This is a genomic window from Streptomyces sp. SLBN-118 (assembly GCF_006715635.1).
In the GTDB taxonomy this organism is placed as follows: Bacteria; Actinomycetota; Actinomycetes; order Streptomycetales; family Streptomycetaceae; genus Streptomyces.
In genome coordinates this window covers 1,078,234-1,096,701 of sequence record NZ_VFNP01000002.1, presented here as the reverse complement: position 1 = coordinate 1,096,701, position 18,468 = coordinate 1,078,234, and the positions used below count along the sequence as shown (strand labels likewise).

Genomic DNA, 18,468 nt, shown 5'->3' with positions numbered 1-18,468 from the left:
TCCATGACGCAGTGGACCTCTGCGGTGGGGGCGGCACAGCTCGCCCGGCAGCTCACCTCCCAGCAGCCCCGCCCGGCCGGGCCCGGCGCCCGCAAACCGCCCGCCTACCGCGCACTCGCCGACGGCATCCGGCTGCTCGTCCTCGAAGGCCGCGTGCCTGTCGCCGCCCGGCTGCCCGCCGAACGCGAACTCGCGCTGTCGCTGTCCGTCAGCCGCACGACTGTCGCCGCCGCCTACGAGGCGCTGCGCGCCGAGGGCTTCCTCGAATCCCGCAGGGGAGCGGGCAGCTGGACGGCTGTGCCCGCCGGGAACCCGCTGCCCGCACGCGGTCTGGAGCCACTGCCGCCCGAGTCGCTCGGCTCGATGATCGACCTCGGTTGTGCGGCGCTGCCCGCCCCCGAACCCTGGCTCACCCGCAGTGTCCAGGGCGCTCTGGAGGAGCTGCCGCCGTACGCCCACACCCATGGCGACTATCCGGCAGGGCTGCCCGCGCTGCGTCAGATGCTCGCCGACCGTTACACCGAGCGCGGCATCCCCACCATGCCCGAGCAGATCATGGTCACCACCGGGGCGATGGGCGCGATCGACGCCATCTGTCATCTCTTCGCCGGGCGCGGCGAGCGCATCGCCGTCGAGTCCCCCTCCTACGCCAACATCCTTCAGCTGATGCGGGAAGCGGGGGCCCGGCTCGTGCCGGTCGCCCAGGCCGAGGGGCTGACCGGCTGGGACATGCCGCGCTGGCGGCAGGTGCTGCGGGACGCAGCACCCCGGCTCGCCTATGTGGTGGCCGACTTCCACAATCCGACCGGTGCCCTGGCCGACGAGGACCAGCGCCGCCGCCTCGTCGACGCGGCACGCGCCGCCGGCACCGTGCTCGTCGTCGACGAGACCATGTCCGAGCTCCGTCTTGACGAGGGCGTCGACATGCCCCAGCCCGTCTGCGCCTTCGATCCGGCGGGCAGCACGGTGCTCACGGTCGGCTCGGCCAGCAAGGCCTTCTGGGCGGGGATGCGTATCGGCTGGGTGCGCGCGGCCCCGGACGTGATCCGCTCGCTGGTCTCGGCACGCGCGTATGCCGACCTGGGCACGCCCGTCCTGGAACAGCTGGCGGTCAACTGGCTGATGCAGACGGGTGGTTGGGAGGAGGCGGTTGCCATCCGGCGGGGCCAGGCGCGGGAGAACCGCGACGCTCTGGTCGCGGCGCTGCGCAGGGAGCTGCCCGACTGGGAGTACGACGTGCCGGGCGGCGGACTCACCCTCTGGGTGCGCACCGGCGGTCTTTCCGGCTCCCGGCTCGCCGAGGTCGGCGAACGGGTGGGTGTGCGGGTGCCCTCGGGACCCCGCTTCGGAGTGGACGGGGCCTTCGAGGGCTATGTGCGGCTGCCGTTCACGGTCGGCGGACCGGTCGCGGACGAGGCGGCGGTCCGGCTGGCGGCGGCGGCCCGGCTGGTCGCGACGGGCGCGACGACCGGGACGGAAGCGCCGCGGACGTTCGTCGCCTGACGGGACCCGTCAGCTCTCGGCCGGCACGGCCTCGTGCACCGGGTCCGCCGCAGGATCCGGTACGGCGGCGGGCCCGGCCTGGTCCTGGCGCTCCGGCAGCAGCTCCAGCACGGCCCGGCGGTGCGCCTCGCTCGTCGCCTCGTCGTACGGGTCCGGGGTCGCCGGTACCTGAATCCTGAGCACCGGCCCCGTACCGAGCCGTGCGTAGCCACGGCCCGGCGGTACCTCGGGTGTCGGAGTGGTGTGGGGCTGGACACCGAGCACGGACTCGACCTGCTCGAAGGTGGCGGCTCCCAGCACGACCCGCGCACGCGTATGCGTCCGCACTGTCTCGGTGAGAGGGTCCAGGCTGTCGAACTGCTCGGCCACCACCACCGTGACCTGCGCGGCCCTGCCGTGACGCAACGGCACCTGAAGCAGGTCCTGCGGATCGGTGTGCCCGTCGGCCGCCGCCAGGTGCCCCAGGATGCTCGGCCTGTCCAGCAGGATCCACAGCGGGCGCTTGGTGTCGTCGGGCTCGGGATGCCCGGCCTGCCGGGCCCGGTTGGCGGCGATCAGCCGCCGTTCGGTCTCGTGGGCCGCCCACTCCAGGCTCGCCAGCGCACCGGCGAGACCGCATTCGACGGCCAGTACGCCCGCCCGCCCCGCGAGACAGCCGTACTCCCCGGTCCCGCTGCCCTCCACGATCAGTACGTCACCGTGCTGCAGGGCCTGAAGCGCGATCGAACGCAGCAGGGTCGTGGTGCCGCTGCCGGGCTCGCCGACCACCAGCAGATGCGGCTCCGTCGAACGCGGTCCGGTGCGCCAGAGGACCGGAGCGGCGGAACTGGTCTCCTCGCCCTGCGCCACCGGCACGGTGCGCCGCACCGCGCCGGCATCGGTGAAGCCCAGCACGGTCTCGCCGGGGGCGGTGACGAATCGCTGGGCGGCGATGGCGGTGGACAGGGCGGGCAGCACGCTCATCACGAGCCGGTTGCCCTCCTCGTCCCAGGTGAACAGGTACTCGCGGCCGCGCCCGGACTTGGCGTGCAGCAGCTGCTCGATGCGGGCCCGGGACTCGGCCTCGCCGTCGGTGAAGTACGCGGGGTAGGCCACCTGGAGCCGGGTGAGGCGCCCATTGCCGTCGAACTCGTAATCGCTGAAGGCCTTGCTCCAGTCGCTGCCGTGGGCGAACAGCGGAGCCGGGTCCTCGGCGACGGAGAAGTGCGGCACGAGCGCCTCGTAGAGGGCTCGCAGCCGGCCGGCCTCCGCCTCGTCCGGGCCGCTCTTCACCGGGGTACGCACCCGCCCCTTCCAGGCGGCCGCCGCCATCACCGAGATCAGGGCGACCAGCGGCCCGTACGGGATGAGCGCGACCACCAGGACGCAGGACGCGGCGAGGAACAGCGTGGGACCACGCCGTTCCTTGGGTGTGGCGGCCCACCTGTGCCGGGCCATGACGGCCAGCTGCCGCAGACCGCGGGTGATGGTGATCAGCGGATGCAGGACGTCCGTGGCGCTGTCGGCGGCCGAGCGGGCGATCTCCCGGCTCCGGGCGATCTGCGCGCTGCCGCTGCTGAGAATGCGGGGGAGTGGTCGCCGGGCCACATCGGTCTCCTGAAGGTGCTGGGGTGCAGATGGTGCTGGTCGGTACTGCGGGGTCAGAACTTGATCCCGCCCAGGAGGCTGGCGAGACTCGCGCTCCCGGCCTTGATGCTGGGCGCGATGGCCGTGCCCGAGATGAAGAAGCCGAAGAGCGAGCAGACGAACGCGTGAGAGCCCTTGAGGCCGTCCTTCCTGAAGAACAGGAAGACGATGATGCCGAGCAGCACGACGCCTGAGATGGAGAGGATCATGAGTGGTTCTCCTGGTTGAGGGGACAGTCACCATGAGTACTTCCATGCTCACAGGAAGCATCTATGTGATAAAAGGTGCGAATGGGTGAAATTCCTGGGATTTCACTGCACTGGCGGACGCCGGACCGCCGGCCGGGGGGCACACTGCGCGCTTGCGCCGCACAGTGCCTTCCTCGCGGTGATCCCTGCAGCGGCCGCACCGCCTGATGCCGGAGTGCGGGCAGTAGCCTGTCGATTCACTCGTACGGCTGCTCCTGCCGTACGCCCCAGGTCAACGCAGTGAAAGGCGGTCTTCCCGATGAGCGAAGCCCCGGATCCCGAGGTGATCGAGCTCGCCACCAAGGTCTTCGACCTGGCGCGCCAGGGAGAGACCGAGGCCCTCGTCGCGTACATCGACGCCGGAGTGCCCGCCAACCTCGCCAATGACCGCGGCGACACCCTGGTCATGCTGGCCGCCTACCACGGGCACGCCCCCGCAGTGGAAGCGCTGCTCGCCCGTGGCGCCGAACCGGACCGGGCCAACGACCGCGGCCAGACCCCCCTCGCCGGTGCTGTCTTCAAGGGCGAGGACGCCGTCATCCGCGTACTCCTGGCCGGCGGAGCCGACCCGAAGGCGGGGACGCCGTCCGCAGTGGATACGGCGCGGATGTTTGGGAAGACGGACCTACTGGAGCTGTTCGGCGACCAATGAGCCGTCGCCGGAAGGGCGTTGACGGATTGTTGATCGGTCGCCGACATGTCGCCGGGACGGACGCCGTAAATGTGGTCGCGGTGGCGATATGGGTGGGTCATCATGACGTCGGGCCCTACCCCGGACTTCATCCGGGAGTTCCCCTGGGGCCACCGACGAGAGGCAGAGGAAGATGGTCTACACCAAGCGGAAGACGACGGGCGGCCCTACATGTTGCTGCGCGGCCTAGGCATCTCCACTCCCCGGTTGCGTCGACAGCTTGATGTGAGGCTTTTCCCATGTTCGATCCAGTCATAGCGCCGAGCGGCACGCTGCTCGGCCTGCTGCAGAGGGGCCGCGGTGACGGCACGCTGCACGCGCTGGCAGCGCCGCGCGCCGAAGCGCTCGCCGCGCTCAACCACTGCGTACTGAACGACCCCCGCCACGACTGGCAGGTCGAGAACCGCTCCCTGTACTACGCGCGCCTCTACCTGGATCTCCACGGCAGTCTCGAGGAGATCGAGCGCCACCTGTGCGACGCCGACGACCATCTCGACACCGACGAGGCCAGGACGGGCCTCTCGCTCGCGGTGCTCGGGCATCTCGCCTCGTACGGAAGGGGCGACGCCCTTTCACTGCTCCGGCGCTACGCGGCCAACGGCGCCAACTGGACCTGGGCACTCGACGAGCTCGCCCTGCGCGACAACGACTCCGGCCTGCGGGCGCTGGCCCCCTCGGTACTCGCCCGATTCCCGGCCACTGCCGAGGGCGACGCCGAGCTGGCCATCGCCGTACGCGACGCGTTCGAACCGCGGCCCTGGAGGCTGTGGGCCGAGGACCGGCGCGAGGCGATCGGCGCCCGGGTGCGCGCCGCCCAGGAGGCAGGCTCCTTCGACCGCTGGCAGCGCCAGATGCGACCGAGCGGACCCCGTCCCGGCTGGAGCGTCCAGGCGGTCTTCGACTGGGCCGACCAGGGTCTTGAGCGCGGCAGCGCCCTCCATGTGCCCGCCGCCCGCTGTCTGTCCGCCGTCGCGGGACCCGAGGACCGGCCCGCCATCGTCGAAGCCGCACGCGCGGGATCCGTCGGCGCCCGCTGCGCCGCACTGCACTATCTCGCCGAGTCGCGCGACGGCGTGGTGCTCGACCTCATCGAGGCCGCGGTGTCCGGCGGCTCCCACACCGTCGCCGAGGCGGCGGTCTCCGCTTTCGAGCGGATGTGCGGCGACGAAGCCGTCGACCGGGCCCGCGGCTGGGTCCACCGGCCCGACGCCCTCGGAGCGTCGGCGGCGGGCGTGCTCGCCTGCAGGGGCACGGCCGGCGACGCCACGCTGGTGCTCGGCGCGCTGCGGGAGACCGTACGGGCCGACGGGCCCGACGCCTCCCTGCTGTGGACCCTCGTCGACGGAGCCGGACGGCTCGGCATCGCGTGCGCCGCACCCGTACTGCGCCATGTCTACCGCGAGACCGCGTCCTCGCAGCTGCGCGGCCGCGCGGCCCGCGCGCTCGCGGCGACCGACCCGTCCTTCCCCACCGGCTTCGCCGTCGAATGCCTCTGGGACTGCGAGGAGACCACCCGCGAGGTCGCGGCCCTGCACGCCGAGACCGGTGATGTGCGTGTGGCCGAGCGCCTGCGCCGCCTGGCCGCGGATCCGGCCGAGGAGGCAGAGGTACAAACCGCCGTACGCAGCAGAATCGGCCCGGACGCGCCCGCGGTGTGACATTAGGGACGCGGAACGGCGTCGGCCACAAACGCTCATGGGACGTTCCCCGAGCGGAAAGATCCACGTTGGGTCAGCCACCCCGAGTGCGACGACAACACGGGTATGCGAGTCGTCATCGTCACCGAATCCTTTCCGCCAGACGTCAATGGTGTGGCGCACTGCGCCCTGCAGACCGCCCGGCACCTCGCCGCGCGCGGTCATGACCCGCTCGTCATAGCCCCGGCCGTCGCCGGGGCCGACGACTCCGGCACAACCGCACCCTGCCCCGTGGTGCGCGTCCCCTCCCTGCCCCTGCCCGGATATCCCCAAGTACGGGTGGCCCTCCCCAGCCGCCGCGTCGCCGCGACCATCGCCGCCCACCGGGCCGACCTCGTCCACCTGGCCAGCCCCTTCGTCCTCGGTGTGCGGGGCATGGCGGCCGCGGCACGGCTCGACCTCCCGGCCGTCGCCGTCTACCAGACCGACCTCGCCGGATACGCACGCACCTATGTGGGCGCCGGGGAGGGCGCCGCCTGGCGGCGCATCCGAACCGTCCACACCGCGGCCGACCGTACGCTCGCGGGCGAGCGCGGGCACCGGATGATCGCGCGGCGTTTCCACGAGCTGCTCACCGAGCGCGGTCTGGCCCGCGGAACCGCGCCCGGCAGCGACCCCGAGCAGGCCCCGCCGAGCCGGGCCGCGGCCGCGCTGTGGCTCGCCACGGCGGGGACCGCCTGGGTGGCGCGCCGCTGCACCGATCTGCTGCCGCAGCTGATGCGGCTGGCCGGTGCGGAGGTGCGCCATTGGGCCCGCGGCACCAGCGATCGGCTCGACCGCAGTGCCGAACACGCGCTTTCGGCCGCACTCGCCGCCGTGTCCCCGGACGTTCCCCTTGCCAGAATGGGGGAATGACAGGGCGCTGGGAGTTCTGGATCGACCGTGGCGGCACCTTCACGGACATTGTGGGCAAACGCCCCGACGGACGGCTCGTGACCCGGAAACTGCTCTCGCACAACCCGGAGCGGTACCGGGACGCGGCCGTCGCCGGTATCCGGCTGCTGCTCGGCGTCGGCCCGGACGAGCCCGTCCCGGCCGAGCGGGTCGACAGCGTGAAGATGGGCACCACCGTGGCCACCAACGCCCTGCTGGAGCGCCGGGGCGAGCCGACCGTCCTCGTCATCACCGAGGGTTTCCGGGACGCCCTGCGCATCGCCTACCAGAACCGGCCCCGACTCTTCGACCGCCGGATCGTGCTGCCCGAGGCGGTGTACCAGCGCGTCATCGAGGTCCCCGAACGCCTCGACGCGCACGGCGAGACCGTCCGGCCGCTCGATCTGGCAGCCGTCACGGAGCAGTTGAGGCAGGCCCGCGCCGACGGCTTCCTCAGCGCCGCCGTCGTCCTGCTGCACGGCTACCGTCACCCCGCGCACGAGAGCCGGATCGCGGAAGCCGCCCGTGACCTCGGCTTCACCCAGGTCAGCTCCTCACACGAGGTCAGCCCGCTGATCAAACTCGTACCGCGCGGCGACACCACGGTCGTGGACGCCTATCTGTCACCGATCCTGAGGCGGTACGTCGACGAGGTCGCGGCCGAACTGGGCGGCATCCGCCTGATGTTCATGCAGTCCAACGGCGGCTTGCGGGAAGCGGCCGGCTTCCGTGGCAAGGACGCCGTGCTGTCGGGACCGGCCGGCGGCGTCGTCGGCATGGCCCGCACCTCCGAGCAGGCGGGATTCGGCCGGGTCATCGGCTTCGACATGGGCGGCACATCCACCGACGTGTCGCACTACGCCGGCGAGTTCGAGCGGGAGCTCGGCACCCAGGTCGCGGGCGTCCGCATGCGAGCGCCCATGATGAACATCCACACCGTCGCGGCCGGCGGCGGTTCCGTTCTCCACTTCGACGGCCGCCGTTACCGCGTCGGCCCCGACTCCGCGGGCGCCGTACCCGGCCCCGCCTGCTACCGCCGCGGCGGCCCCCTCACCGTCACCGACGCCAATGTGATGCTCGGCCGCATCCAGCCCGAACACTTCCCCGCGGTCTTCGGCCCCGGCGGCGACCAGCCCCTGGACGCCGACACCGTGCGCGAGCGTTTCGCCGCACTCGCCGCTCAGGTGCACAAGGAGAGCGGCATCAAACGCACCCCCGAAGAAGTCGCTGCCGGTTTCCTGGAGATCGCCGTCCTCAACATGGCGAACGCGGTCAAGAAGATCTCCGTACAGCGCGGCCACGACATCACCCGCTACGCCCTCACCTCCTTCGGCGGCGCCGGTGGCCAGCACGCCTGCGCGGTTGCCGACGCCCTGGGCGTCAACACCGTGCTCGTGCCGCCGCTGGCCGGAGTGCTCTCCGCGTACGGCATCGGTCTCGCCGACGCGACCGCCATGCGCGAACAGTCGGTGGAGGCCGAGCTGGACGAGAGAGCGGTCACCCGCGTACGGACACTCTGCGACGAACTCGTTGCCCGCACCCGCGCCGAACTGCGCGCCGACAACATTCCGGACGACGCGATCAGCACCCACGCGCGCGTGCTGCTCCGTTACGCGGGCACGGACGCGAGTCTGCCCGTGCCACTGGACACCCACGCCGCCATGAAGGAGGCATTCGAGAGCACCCACCACGCGCGTTACGCGTTCACCATGGACAAGCCACTGGTCATCGAGGCGGTCTCGGTCGAAGCCGTGGGCACGGCGGGTGAGTACGGTGCGTACGTCGTCGACGAGACCGAGGGCGGCGGCGATTTCGCCCCGCGCGCCACGGTGCCGATGTTCGTGGACGGCGAGCAGCGCGAAACGCCCCTGTACCGGCGCGGGGATCTGCGCTCGGGCGATACCGTCGAAGGGCCCGCGATCATCGCGGAAGCCGATGCCACCACTGTGGTCGACCCCGGTTGGCGTGCCGCCGCCGAGAACGGACAGCTGCTGCTGACGCGCGTACGCCCACGCCCCGGCAGGACCGCCGTCGGCACGGATGTGGACCCGGTCCTCCTGGAGGTCTTCAACAACCTCTTCATGGCCGTCGCCGAGCAGATGGGCGTACGGCTGGAGAACACCGCTCACTCCGTCAACATCAAGGAACGGCTCGACTTCTCGTGCGCCCTGTTCGACGAACACGGCAATCTGGTCGCCAACGCGCCCCACATCCCCGTCCATCTCGGCTCGATGGGCGAATCCATCAAGGAGGTGCTGCGCCGCAACAAGGGCGGGAGCGGCATGCGACCGGGCGATGTGTACGCGATCAACGACCCCTACCACGGCGGCACGCATCTGCCTGATGTGACCGTTGTGACGCCCGTGTTCGACGGCGATGTGCTGCGCTTCCTGGTGGCCTCGCGCGGGCACCACGCCGAGATCGGTGGCATCACCCCCGGCTCCATGCCCGCCTTCAGCAGGACCATCGACGAGGAGGGCGTGCTCTTCGACAACTGGCTTCTGGTGCGGGAAGGGCGGCTGCGCGAGGCCGAGACACGGGAACTGCTGACCACCGCGGCATATCCGTCCCGCGCACCCGACACCAATCTCGCCGACCTGCGCGCCCAGATCGCCGCCAACGAGAAGGGCATCGCCGAACTGCGCCGTATGGTCGACGAGTTCGGGCTCGACGTGGTCCAGGCCTATATGCGGCATGTGCGGGACAACGCCGAGGAGTCGGTGCGCCGGATCGTCGCCGATCTCAGCGACGGCGAGTACCGCTACGAGACCGACAACGGCGCCGTCATCCAGGTGGCCCTGCGCGTGGACCGCGAGTCGCGCAGCGCCGTCATCGACTTCACGGGCACATCGCCGCAGCAGCCGGGGAATTTCAACGCGCCCACTTCTGTCGTGATGGCGGCGGTGCTGTATGTGTTCCGCACCCTGGTGGCCGAGGACATCCCCCTCAACAGCGGAAGTCTGGAGCCGCTGGAGGTGCGCGTGCCGGACGGCTCGATGCTCGCTCCCGCCCACCCCGCGGCGACCGTCGCCGGCAATGTGGAGACCTCGCAGGCCGTCACCGGCGCGCTGTACGCCGCGCTCGGTGTCCAGGCCGAGGGCTCGGGCACCATGAACAATCTGACCTTCGGCAACGACCGCGTGCAGTACTACGAGACGGTGGCCAGCGGCTCCGGCGCGGGCGACGGCTTCGACGGGGCGGATGCCGTCCAGACCCATATGACCAACTCGCGCCTCACCGACCCCGAAGTGCTGGAGTGGCGCTACCCGGTGCGTGTGGACGCCTTCGCCGTGCGGGAGGGCAGCGGCGGGCGAGGACGCTGGAACGGCGGACGCGGCGTGGTCCGCAGGATCCGCTTCCTGGAGCCGATGACGGTGGCCCTGCTCACCGGGCATCGCCGTGTCCCGCCGTACGGCATGGCGGGCGGCATGGCAGGCGCGCTCGGGGCGAACCGGGTGGAGCGGGCGGACGGCGGCGTGACGCAGCTGCGGGGAGTCGATTCCGTGGATGTCGGCCCCGGGGACGTGCTCGTGATGGACACCCCGGGCGGCGGGGGATACGGCACCCCCGGACCGTAGTCAGCGAACCGGGACGAATCGGTCTCGCGCCGATGAGGACGGGGACGATGACGGGTAACGAAGACACGGACGGGTACGTGGACGGAGCGTAGCCAGACGGTCGCTTCTGCGCCGTTTCGACCGTTGTCAGTGCGAGGACCTAATCTGTGCAGCGTGACTTCGCCTGTCTCGACTGCCTCGACGGAATTCGTTCCGCCCCAGCTCAGCGCGGGGCCGCGGCCCGCGCAGGGCCCGGCCGCCGACGAAGGGCTGGCGCGGCGGCTGCGCGCGCTCGCGTGCACCGCGCCGCTGCACGACCTCGACACCCGAAAGGCGAATCTCGCGGGCGAGTACACCGTGTACGCGATGGCGGAGGTCGCCCTCGCCGCCATCGACCTCGTCACGCTCAACATGGACTTCGACACCGGAGCGGACCACGACCAGATAGTGGCCAGGCTCCTGCCGCGCGTCGCGGCCCAGGCCCCGGGGCGCCCGGCCGCCGAACACGAGCGGGTTGCGCGCTGGGTGCTGGAGAACCTGATCAACGTGGGCAGCGTGGACCGCGGCTTCCGTGCGGTCTACGGCACCTTCGGCCCAGACGGCGTCTACACCCGCCGTGACTACGACTTCAAGCTCATCGAGGAAGTGCCGGGACACGGCGGCAGCGTCTATCTCCGTACGACCGACGAAGCGGTCAACGTCCTGGTCGGCGCGCTCGACACGGATGTCACCAGCGCCCAGATCGCAGCCGAGGTGAAGCTGGAGGTACTGATCAGCCGGGGCAGGCTCGCCGACGCCCAGCTCGCGGCCGAACAGGCCCGATACCGGACCGTGCAGTACGCCGAGACGTTGCGCAGGACCCTGGAAGCCACCCGGCGCAATGTGCGCGCCGTCGACTGGCTCAACGCCGTGCCCGACATGATCGCCGAGGCGCTCGACCATGTCGCCGACCGCTACCGCCACGAGAACGCGATCCTGACGAACATCCGCAAGGCGCGCGACGAGGCCGAGGACCCCGAGCACAAGCGCCGCGCCGCCGAGCTCGTCGACATAGTCAAGGACTGCATCCGCCGCCACACCCAGCTGCAGTCCCGGCTCCTTGAGGCGGGCCCGCTGTTCCGCGCCGAACAGGACCGCCAGGCCTTCGCCCGCCCCACCGCGCGGACCGGACTCGATCTGTACGGACAGCTTCTCGCCCCGCTGCTCCCCCTCCCCGCCGAGGCGGCGATCCGTGTCACCGACGCGTTCTTCGCCCGTGGGACAGGGCTGCGCACGCCGTCGTCCGTACGGGTCGGCGATCTGGTCGACATGCTCCTCACACCGCCGGCGGAGCGCGAACACCTGGGCGTGGAGATGCCCGAGCCCGACTTGATCGCCACGCCCGACGACAGCCGCTTCAGCGAGGAGCAACTGGCGTCCGCGATGGAACTGCTCGACCTGGAACACGACGCGCCGCGCCGCCTGTCCGGCCTGCTCGCCGAGGCACGCCGCCGCGACCCGGAACTGCCGTATCTGGTCGCCCTGCTGGCCATCCACGCGGCAAGTCCCCCGGTCGGCACGGCCTACCGCCAGGGCGAGGAACGGCTCCTGTTCGCCGTCGACGACGGCACCGAACTGGACGACCCCGAATTCGGCGGCGCGGACCTGATCGTGGGCACGGCGCTGCTGGACGCGGCGGGCATGACGGCGGCCCGCACGGAGGCGGCGTGAGCGCGCTGACCGGGGCGCCGGGCGGAGCCCCCACGCGGCGGAGCCGCACAATGTCACAGCGGGATGGGGGTGCATCCCACGGCCGCCCGGCCGTAGGGGGATGGCGGGGCGGGACCAAAGCCCGCCGCAGGCGCACCGCACCCGTACACCCGCATTCCGCAGCAAGGAGCACCCTCCAGTGAGTGACGACCACGCACCGGCCACCGCGTGGAGCGACCGCGACCCGGCCGGCCCGAACGGCCTGACCGGCCCGGCCGAGACGGCGGCCGCATCGCCCGTGCCGGCCACCGCCAACGCCACCCCCGTCACGCCCGCCGACGCCGCCGATGCCGCCCGCCTCGTCTCCTTCGGGCTGCAGCCCAAACTGCTTCCCGCCCGCGACGCCGAGTACGCCGAACTCCTGCGCCGCTACCGCGAAGACCCTGCCTTCGCCCGGCTCGCCGACGCCGTCGCCACGGGCCTCGGCCTCGTCGTCCTCGAAGTCTCCCCGCGCGCGGGGATGGCCGTCGCCGCCGGTGAGGACTCCGTCTTCGCCGTCCGCATGGGCGACTACGCCCGCCGCGCCTCCGCCGAATCCGCGGACCGGTTCCTGCACGGCCTGGCTCATCTCGCCGTCGCCGCCATGGCGTTCCCCCGCCCCGAGGACCTCGCCGACGACGCCTACATCGGCCGTCTGACCGTCAACGGCGTCGACTCCTTCGTACGCCAGGCCTGCCGCCGCCTGGAGGAGCGTGCCGACGAACAGGGCGAGAACACCGACCCGGCCACCGGCGCACCCGGCCTGGAGGCGGCCTGGCGGATCTACGCACGGCGCAGCGCCACCGGCGCCACCAAGGACGCCCGCCGCCTCGCCGGATCCACCACCGGCATCGTCGGCAAGGCGGTCGCGTTCCTCACCGACTCCGGCTTCCTCCAGCGGACCGGCGACGACGGCGGAGGCGCGTACCGCACCACCGCCCGCTACCAGTTGCAGGTGCGCGACATGGCCGGGAGCGCGGCCATGGCCGAACTGCTCGAACTCGGCGTCGTAGCGGTCGGCGACGGCAGCGCCACGCTCCTGCCGCCCCCCGACGCGGACGACCTGGAGCTGGCCGCCGACGCCGGCCTGCCCTTCCACGCCTGATCCCCCACCTGCCACTTACGAGAGTCCGCCGCCATGTACGAGCTGTCCCGGGTACGCCTCTACTCCATCGGGCCCGCCGGTGCCCGCTATGCCGACACCGTGCTGGACCTGCGCGGAGTGGGCGAGCCCGTGCCTCATCCCGCCCCCGCGCAGGCGGAGTTCTTCGAGGAGGAGCCGGTCGGCCCGCCGCGCCGCCCCGCCCCCGCGGGCGTGCTCTTCCTGGAGAACGGCGGCGGCAAGTCCGTACTGCTCAAGCTGATCTTCTCGGTGATGCTGCCCGGCCACCGCAACACCCTCGGCGGCGCCAGCTCCGGCGTCCTGCGCAAGTTCCTCCTCGCCGACGACTGCGGACATGTCGCCCTGGAGTGGCAGCACACGCTCACGGGCGAACTCGTCGTGGTCGGCAAGGTCAGCGAGTGGCGCGGCCGTCAGGTCTCGGGCGACCCGCGGAAGTTCGCGGAAGCCTGGTACTCGTTTCGGCCGGGACCCGGGCTCAGCCTCGACTCGCTGCCCGTCGCCGAGTCCACCGCAGTCCGTCCGCCGGTCGAGGGCGCGTCCGGCGCGCAGGGCCGTCGTCGCACCATGAAGGGCTTCCGGGACGCCATCACCGAGGCGGGCAAGGTATATCCGCACCTCGACGTCTACTGGGAGGAGATCCACGACCGCTGGAACGAACACCTCGGCGATGTGGGACTCGACCCCGAACTGTTCCGCTACCAGCGGGAGATGAACGCCGACGAGGGCGAGGCAGCGGGCCTTTTCGCCGTCAAGAAGGACTCCGACTTCACCGATCTGCTGCTGCGTGCCGTCACCGACACACGTGACACCGACGGACTGGCCGACCTCGTCAGCAGCTTCGGCAACAAGCTCGGCCGCCGCGCCGAACTGACCGCGGAACGCGACTTCACAGCAGGTTCGGCCGATCTGCTCGGCCGGATCGTCGAGGCGGCCGAGGCGCGGACCAGGGCGCGGGACATCCATGCGGGCGCCGAACGCCGTACGCGTACGCTTGCCTGCAGGCTCTCGGCACGCGCGGCCGGGGAACGGGGGCGTACCGCCGAGCTCGCCCAGCAGGTCACCTCAGCCGCCCACACCGTCACCGAGGCCGAGCAGGCGCGCAGCCGCAGTTCGCTGATCGCCGCCGAACTCGCCTACCGGCACGCCTCGCTGGCGCTGACGGTCGCCGAGAAGAGCGCCGCGGCCCAGCGCCGCGAACTGACAGATGCGCGCACCCTGCACGCCGCCTGGCAGGCGGCGGAGGCCGTACTGCGCCATCGCGCCGCCTCCGACCGTTCCGCGCGCGTCGCCGCGGCCATCCGCGAGGCCGAACGGGACGCGGCCCCGGCACTCGCCGCCCGCGCCGGGGCCGCCGCCGATCTCGTCCGCGCCCTGCACTCGGCCGCGGAGGACGGTGAGCGACTGGCCAACGAGCAGGAGGAACGTTCCGCGGCGCTCCAGGAGGCGGGCGAGGCCGCCCACCGCGATGCGACGGCCGCAGCCACCGAGGCGCAGCGCGCCCGCAGCGAGATCGGCCATCTGCGGCAGCGGCTGAGCGAGGTCGAGCAGGAGACGGCCGAGGCGGTACGGGCGGGCTGGCTCGACGACACCGCACCCGACGCCGACCCGGCGCGCGCCGCGCTGGCCGCCAGTGACGCGGAGAAGACGGCGGTCGCGGCATGGGACGCGGCCCGCGAGGCCGGCCGCACGACCGCGGACCGTGCGAGGGACGCAGCCGCGGCCGAGGCCCGCGCCGAACTCGCGGCGGCCCGCGCATCTGACGCGGCACTGGCGACGGAGAACGCCTACGAGGCGGAGCTCCGTGCCGCGGAGTCGATCGCTCAGGACGAACGCCTGGCGGAGCTGCTGAGCCTGCCGCCGACGGTGCACGCGGCGGTGCCTTCACCGCGGCGCGGCGCCGGCCCCGACGCGGCCACGGATCCCGCCCCGGCCCGCACCGCCGAGGACTCGTCGCACAACGAGTCCGACCCGGCATACGGAGGAGGCACCACCCAAGGACCTCTCGCCGCCGAGGAGTTGGACGGCTATGCCGACGAGCTGCGCGAGCTGCTCGACCAGCACGTCGCCTCGGCCGAGCGGCAGCTCTTCGATCTGCGAACCGCCGCCGCCGACGACGCCCGCATCCTGGGCGCGCTCGGTGACGGCGGGCTGCTGCCGCCGGGGCCCGACGTCCTCGCGACCGTCGAGTACCTCGGCGAGCACGGCGTCCCCGCCCTGCCCGGCTGGCGCTATCTCGCGCAGGCCGTCGACCCCGCCGACCACTCTGCGGTCCTCGCCGCGCGGCCCGAGCTGGTCGACGGCGTGGTGATCACCGACCCCGCGTCTCACGCCCGGGCACGCGATGTCCTCACCGGGGCCGCGCTGTTGCCGCGCTCGGCCGTCGCGGTCGGAACAGCGGCCGCGCTGCTCGCACCCGTGCCCGGCCCCGGCACCGGTGTCAGCGGCGACGGGGACGTGTTCCTCGTACCGCCGAACCCGGCCATGCACGACGAACACGCGGCCGACGAGGAGCGCCGGGCCCTGCGGACCCGGGCGAGCGCGCGGGACGAGGAGATCCGAGCGCTCGCGGCCCGGCTCGCGGGGGACCGTTCGATCGCCGCCCGGCTCGGCTCGTGGCGCGCGGACTGCCCGCCCGGCATGCTCGCCGAACTCGCTCAGGGCGCGCAGAGCGCCCGCGCGGCCGCCGAGGAGGCGCAGGAGGCGCTCGCCGAAGCCCGTACCGCTCGTGCCGAGGCGGACGAGGCGGCCGCCGACGCCGCCCGCGTGCGCGACGAGCGCCAGGAGACGGCCCAGCGCGCCCGGCGTGCCGCCGACGCACTCGCGGGCCTGGCGTTCCGGCTGCGTGAGCGCGCGGGCTGGCAGGTGAAACTGCGCGAACTGGCCGACGACGCGGCCGAGTCCGAGGCCCGGGCCACGACCTGTCTGGAGCGGGCCAAGGCCGCCGACGAGGACCGCCGCGCCGCCCAGCGCGCCGGAGACGACGCACGCCGCACCGCCCGCGCGCTGCGTGCCGAGCGGGCCGAGATCGCCGGCGCTCCCGAGAATCTGCCGGAGCCCGGCGAGGACGCCCCGCGCGCCGCGCTGCCCGCCCTGCGCGAGGCCTACCGCGCCGCCTCCCAGCTGTACGAGAAGGTGGGCGTGGGCGCCGACCTGCGCGCCGAGCAGGCCCGCGCGGAAAGCGACGAGAGCGCCGCCGTGGCGGAACTCGACCGGCTCACCAACAAGGTCCGCACCCGCGCCGCCCAGCTCCTGGAGGGCACGGACGGCGCCGACGGCCCCTCCCGCCAGGCGGCGGCCGCCCGCGCCGAGTCGCTCGTACAAATGCTGGAGTCGCGCGCCTCGGAAGCCAGCGAAAAGCTGGGCCGCCTGCGCGGCGAGGCAGAGCGGCTGGCCCCGGCCGACGGCGAGTCGCACACCGGGCTCCCGGACGATCTGGTCCCGGCCGACGCCGAGCGGGCGCAGGCCCTGCTGCGCACGGCGACCGCCGAACTGGCTTCGTGCAGCGACGCGTTGGAGACGGCCAGGGCCGCGCACGCCGCCCTGCTCCAGGCCCACCGGGCAGCAGAGGACGCGGCCGGCGGCTTCGACGAGACCGCCGCACTTCTGCGGGACCTCTTGCGGGAACAGCACGACGACGAGTCGCCGGACGCGCCCGAGCCGTACCCCGGAAGCCTGGAGGAGGCCCGGCACTCCGCCGCTGAGGCCCGGCGCTCGCTGCGCGGCTGCGCCACCGATCTGTCCGCCGCCGAGGCGGCCGTGCGGGAAGCGAGCGACATTCTCGTACGGCACGCCAACTCCACCCGGTACGAGCAGGTACGCACTCCCGCGCGCCAGCAGATCCGGGAACTCCCCGCCGCCGCGCTGCCCGAGCACGCGGCCAAGTGGGCGGAGGCGTTCGCGCCGCGGCTGCGCGTCCTGACCGACGAGCTGGAGCAGCTGGAGCGCAACCGCGACACCATCGTCGACCGGCTGCGCGGTCTGGTGGACTCCGCCCTGACGACGCTCCGCTCGGCGCAGCGGCTCTCCCGGCTTCCCGAAGGCCTCGGCGAATGGTCCGGACAGGAGTTCCTGCGGATCCGCTTCGAGGAGCCCGACCAGGCGACACTCGCCGAGCGGCTCGGCGGCGTCATCGACGAGGCGACCCGTGCGGCAGTGAAGAAGAACTCGGCCGCGGCCTACGGAGAGGGCCGCAGGGACGGAATGTCCCTGCTGCTGCGCGGTGTTCAGGCGGCGCTTCAGCCCAAGGGCGTCGCCGTCGAGATCCTCAAGCCGGACGCCGTGCTGCGTGCCGAACGGGTCCCGGTGGGGCAGATGGGCGACGTCTTCTCGGGCGGCCAGCTGCTCACCGCAGCTATCGCTCTCTACTGCACGATGGCCGCGCTGCGCAGCAACGACCGCGGCCGGGACAAGCACCGGCACGCCGGCACGCTCTTCCTGGACAATCCGATCGGCCGGGCCAATGCGACGTATCTGCTGGAACTCCAGCGGGCGGTCTCCGATGCGCTCGGTGTCCAACTGCTCTATACGACAGGGCTCTTCGACACCACGGCTCTTGCAGAATTCCCGCTGGTCATCCGGCTGCGCAATGACGCGGATCTGCGCGCGGGCCTGAAGTACATCAGTGTCGAGGAGCATCTGCGCCCGGGCCTGCCGCAACAGGACCCCTCGGGTGAGAGAGTCCACGGCGAAATCACCGCGACGCGCATGTTCAAGCGGACTCCGACGCCACCGGAGCCCGCTGGGACATCAGGCCCGTCCGGCGATTGATGACCGGGGCCGGGCGCTGGGCCCCGGCTGCCGCTGTGCCGCTCGCGCCGTCCGGCGCGCGCGGCGGCGCTCACGGCGCAGCTGACGCGCCGTGCTGCTCGGCACCGACACGACCCCATGGCGCTGGTTCCAGACCTGGCGGGTCACCCAGACGTCCAGCACCGCCCAGGTCGCCACCACCGTACTGCCGACGCTGCTGAACACCATCGGAAAGGCCAGCCACGACCCGGCCAACGTGCAGAGAAACGCGATCATTCCCTGAATCATCGTCAGCGACGCGATGATGACCGCGCGCACCGCTGCCGTACGGACCGGATCGGGCATGCGCCGTCTGACCGCCGGCTCCTCCACCCAGAGTTGCCGCGAGACATCCGCACAACTCGTCGCCCGGACCCCGCCGCGACGCTCGTCCGTGTCCATGGACCCTGTCACTCCCCACCTCTGTCCGACTTCAGGGTGGCTGCCCGCATTCCGCTGCTTTACTCCGGCCGCCGCATCGAACGCGGAACCGAAACCGGATGCGATGTCCGCGCGGTACCCGCGAACCCCCGTGCCCCCATACAGAATGACGATTGACCAGGCCCGATGATTCCCGTGGAGCGAAGAATTCCAGCCATCTCCCGCCGTCCGAAAGCTGACGTGCCGCCAGGTGTGG

11 protein-coding genes are annotated in these 18,468 nt (G+C 72.3%); 8 read left to right on the top strand and 3 right to left on the bottom strand.

Features of this window, described 5'->3' with window-relative positions:
- Positions 1-3 precede the first annotated feature (3 nt).
- Positions 4-1,503 (top strand): PLP-dependent aminotransferase family protein, encoded by a 1,500-nt coding sequence (locus tag FBY35_RS23525; RefSeq protein ID WP_142215974.1) that lies wholly within the window; start codon positions 4-6, stop codon positions 1,501-1,503.
- A gap of 9 nt (positions 1,504-1,512) precedes the next feature.
- On the opposite strand, the gene FBY35_RS23520 is transcribed toward FBY35_RS23525, so the two are convergent.
- Together FBY35_RS23520 and FBY35_RS23515 are read right to left on the bottom strand one after the other, a co-directional pair.
- Positions 1,513-3,090 (bottom strand): ATP-binding protein, encoded by a 1,578-nt coding sequence (locus tag FBY35_RS23520; protein ID WP_142215973.1) that lies wholly within the window; start codon positions 3,088-3,090, stop codon positions 1,513-1,515.
- A 53-nt stretch (positions 3,091-3,143) separates the two neighbouring features.
- Positions 3,144-3,338, bottom strand: a complete 195-nt coding sequence (locus tag FBY35_RS23515) for a hypothetical protein (protein WP_142215972.1) — start codon at positions 3,336-3,338, stop codon at positions 3,144-3,146.
- A 298-nt stretch (positions 3,339-3,636) separates the two neighbouring features.
- On the opposite strand from FBY35_RS23515, the gene FBY35_RS23510 reads away from it, so the two are divergent.
- From FBY35_RS23510 to FBY35_RS23480, 7 genes are all read left to right on the top strand, one after another.
- Complete coding sequence (locus tag FBY35_RS23510; protein WP_142215971.1) at positions 3,637-4,029, top strand: ankyrin repeat domain-containing protein; 393 nt, start codon at positions 3,637-3,639, stop codon at positions 4,027-4,029.
- Between the two features lie 278 nt (positions 4,030-4,307).
- Positions 4,308-5,726, top strand: coding sequence for a HEAT repeat domain-containing protein (locus tag FBY35_RS23505; RefSeq protein ID WP_142215970.1), 1,419 nt, complete (start codon positions 4,308-4,310; stop codon positions 5,724-5,726).
- A 105-nt stretch (positions 5,727-5,831) separates the two neighbouring features.
- Positions 5,832-6,620 carry a glycosyltransferase gene (locus FBY35_RS23500; protein ID WP_142215969.1) on the top strand — a complete coding sequence of 263 codons (789 nt, stop codon included), beginning with the start codon at positions 5,832-5,834 and terminating at the stop codon, positions 6,618-6,620.
- The gene (locus FBY35_RS23495) at positions 6,617-10,216 is read left to right on the top strand and encodes a hydantoinase B/oxoprolinase family protein (RefSeq protein ID WP_142215968.1); all 3,600 of its coding nucleotides are present in this window, start codon (positions 6,617-6,619) and stop codon (positions 10,214-10,216) included. The genes FBY35_RS23500 and FBY35_RS23495 overlap by 4 nt, the downstream gene beginning before the upstream one ends.
- Before the next feature lie 153 nt (positions 10,217-10,369).
- Positions 10,370-11,905, top strand: a complete 1,536-nt coding sequence (locus FBY35_RS23490) for a hypothetical protein (RefSeq protein ID WP_142215967.1) — start codon at positions 10,370-10,372, stop codon at positions 11,903-11,905.
- A 178-nt stretch (positions 11,906-12,083) separates the two neighbouring features.
- On the top strand, positions 12,084-13,028 hold the full coding sequence (locus tag FBY35_RS23485) for a hypothetical protein (RefSeq protein WP_142215966.1): 945 nt from the start codon (positions 12,084-12,086) through the stop codon (positions 13,026-13,028).
- Positions 13,029-13,061: 33 nt separating this feature from the next.
- Positions 13,062-17,813, top strand: a complete 4,752-nt coding sequence (locus tag FBY35_RS23480; RefSeq protein ID WP_142215965.1) for a hypothetical protein — start codon at positions 13,062-13,064, stop codon at positions 17,811-17,813.
- Here the strand turns inward: FBY35_RS23480 and FBY35_RS23475 are convergent.
- Entirely contained in the window at positions 17,793-18,233 is a 441-nt protein-coding gene (locus FBY35_RS23475; protein WP_142215964.1) for a hypothetical protein, read from the bottom strand. The genes FBY35_RS23480 and FBY35_RS23475 overlap by 21 nt on opposite strands.
- Between the last annotated feature and the right edge of the window lie 235 nt (positions 18,234-18,468).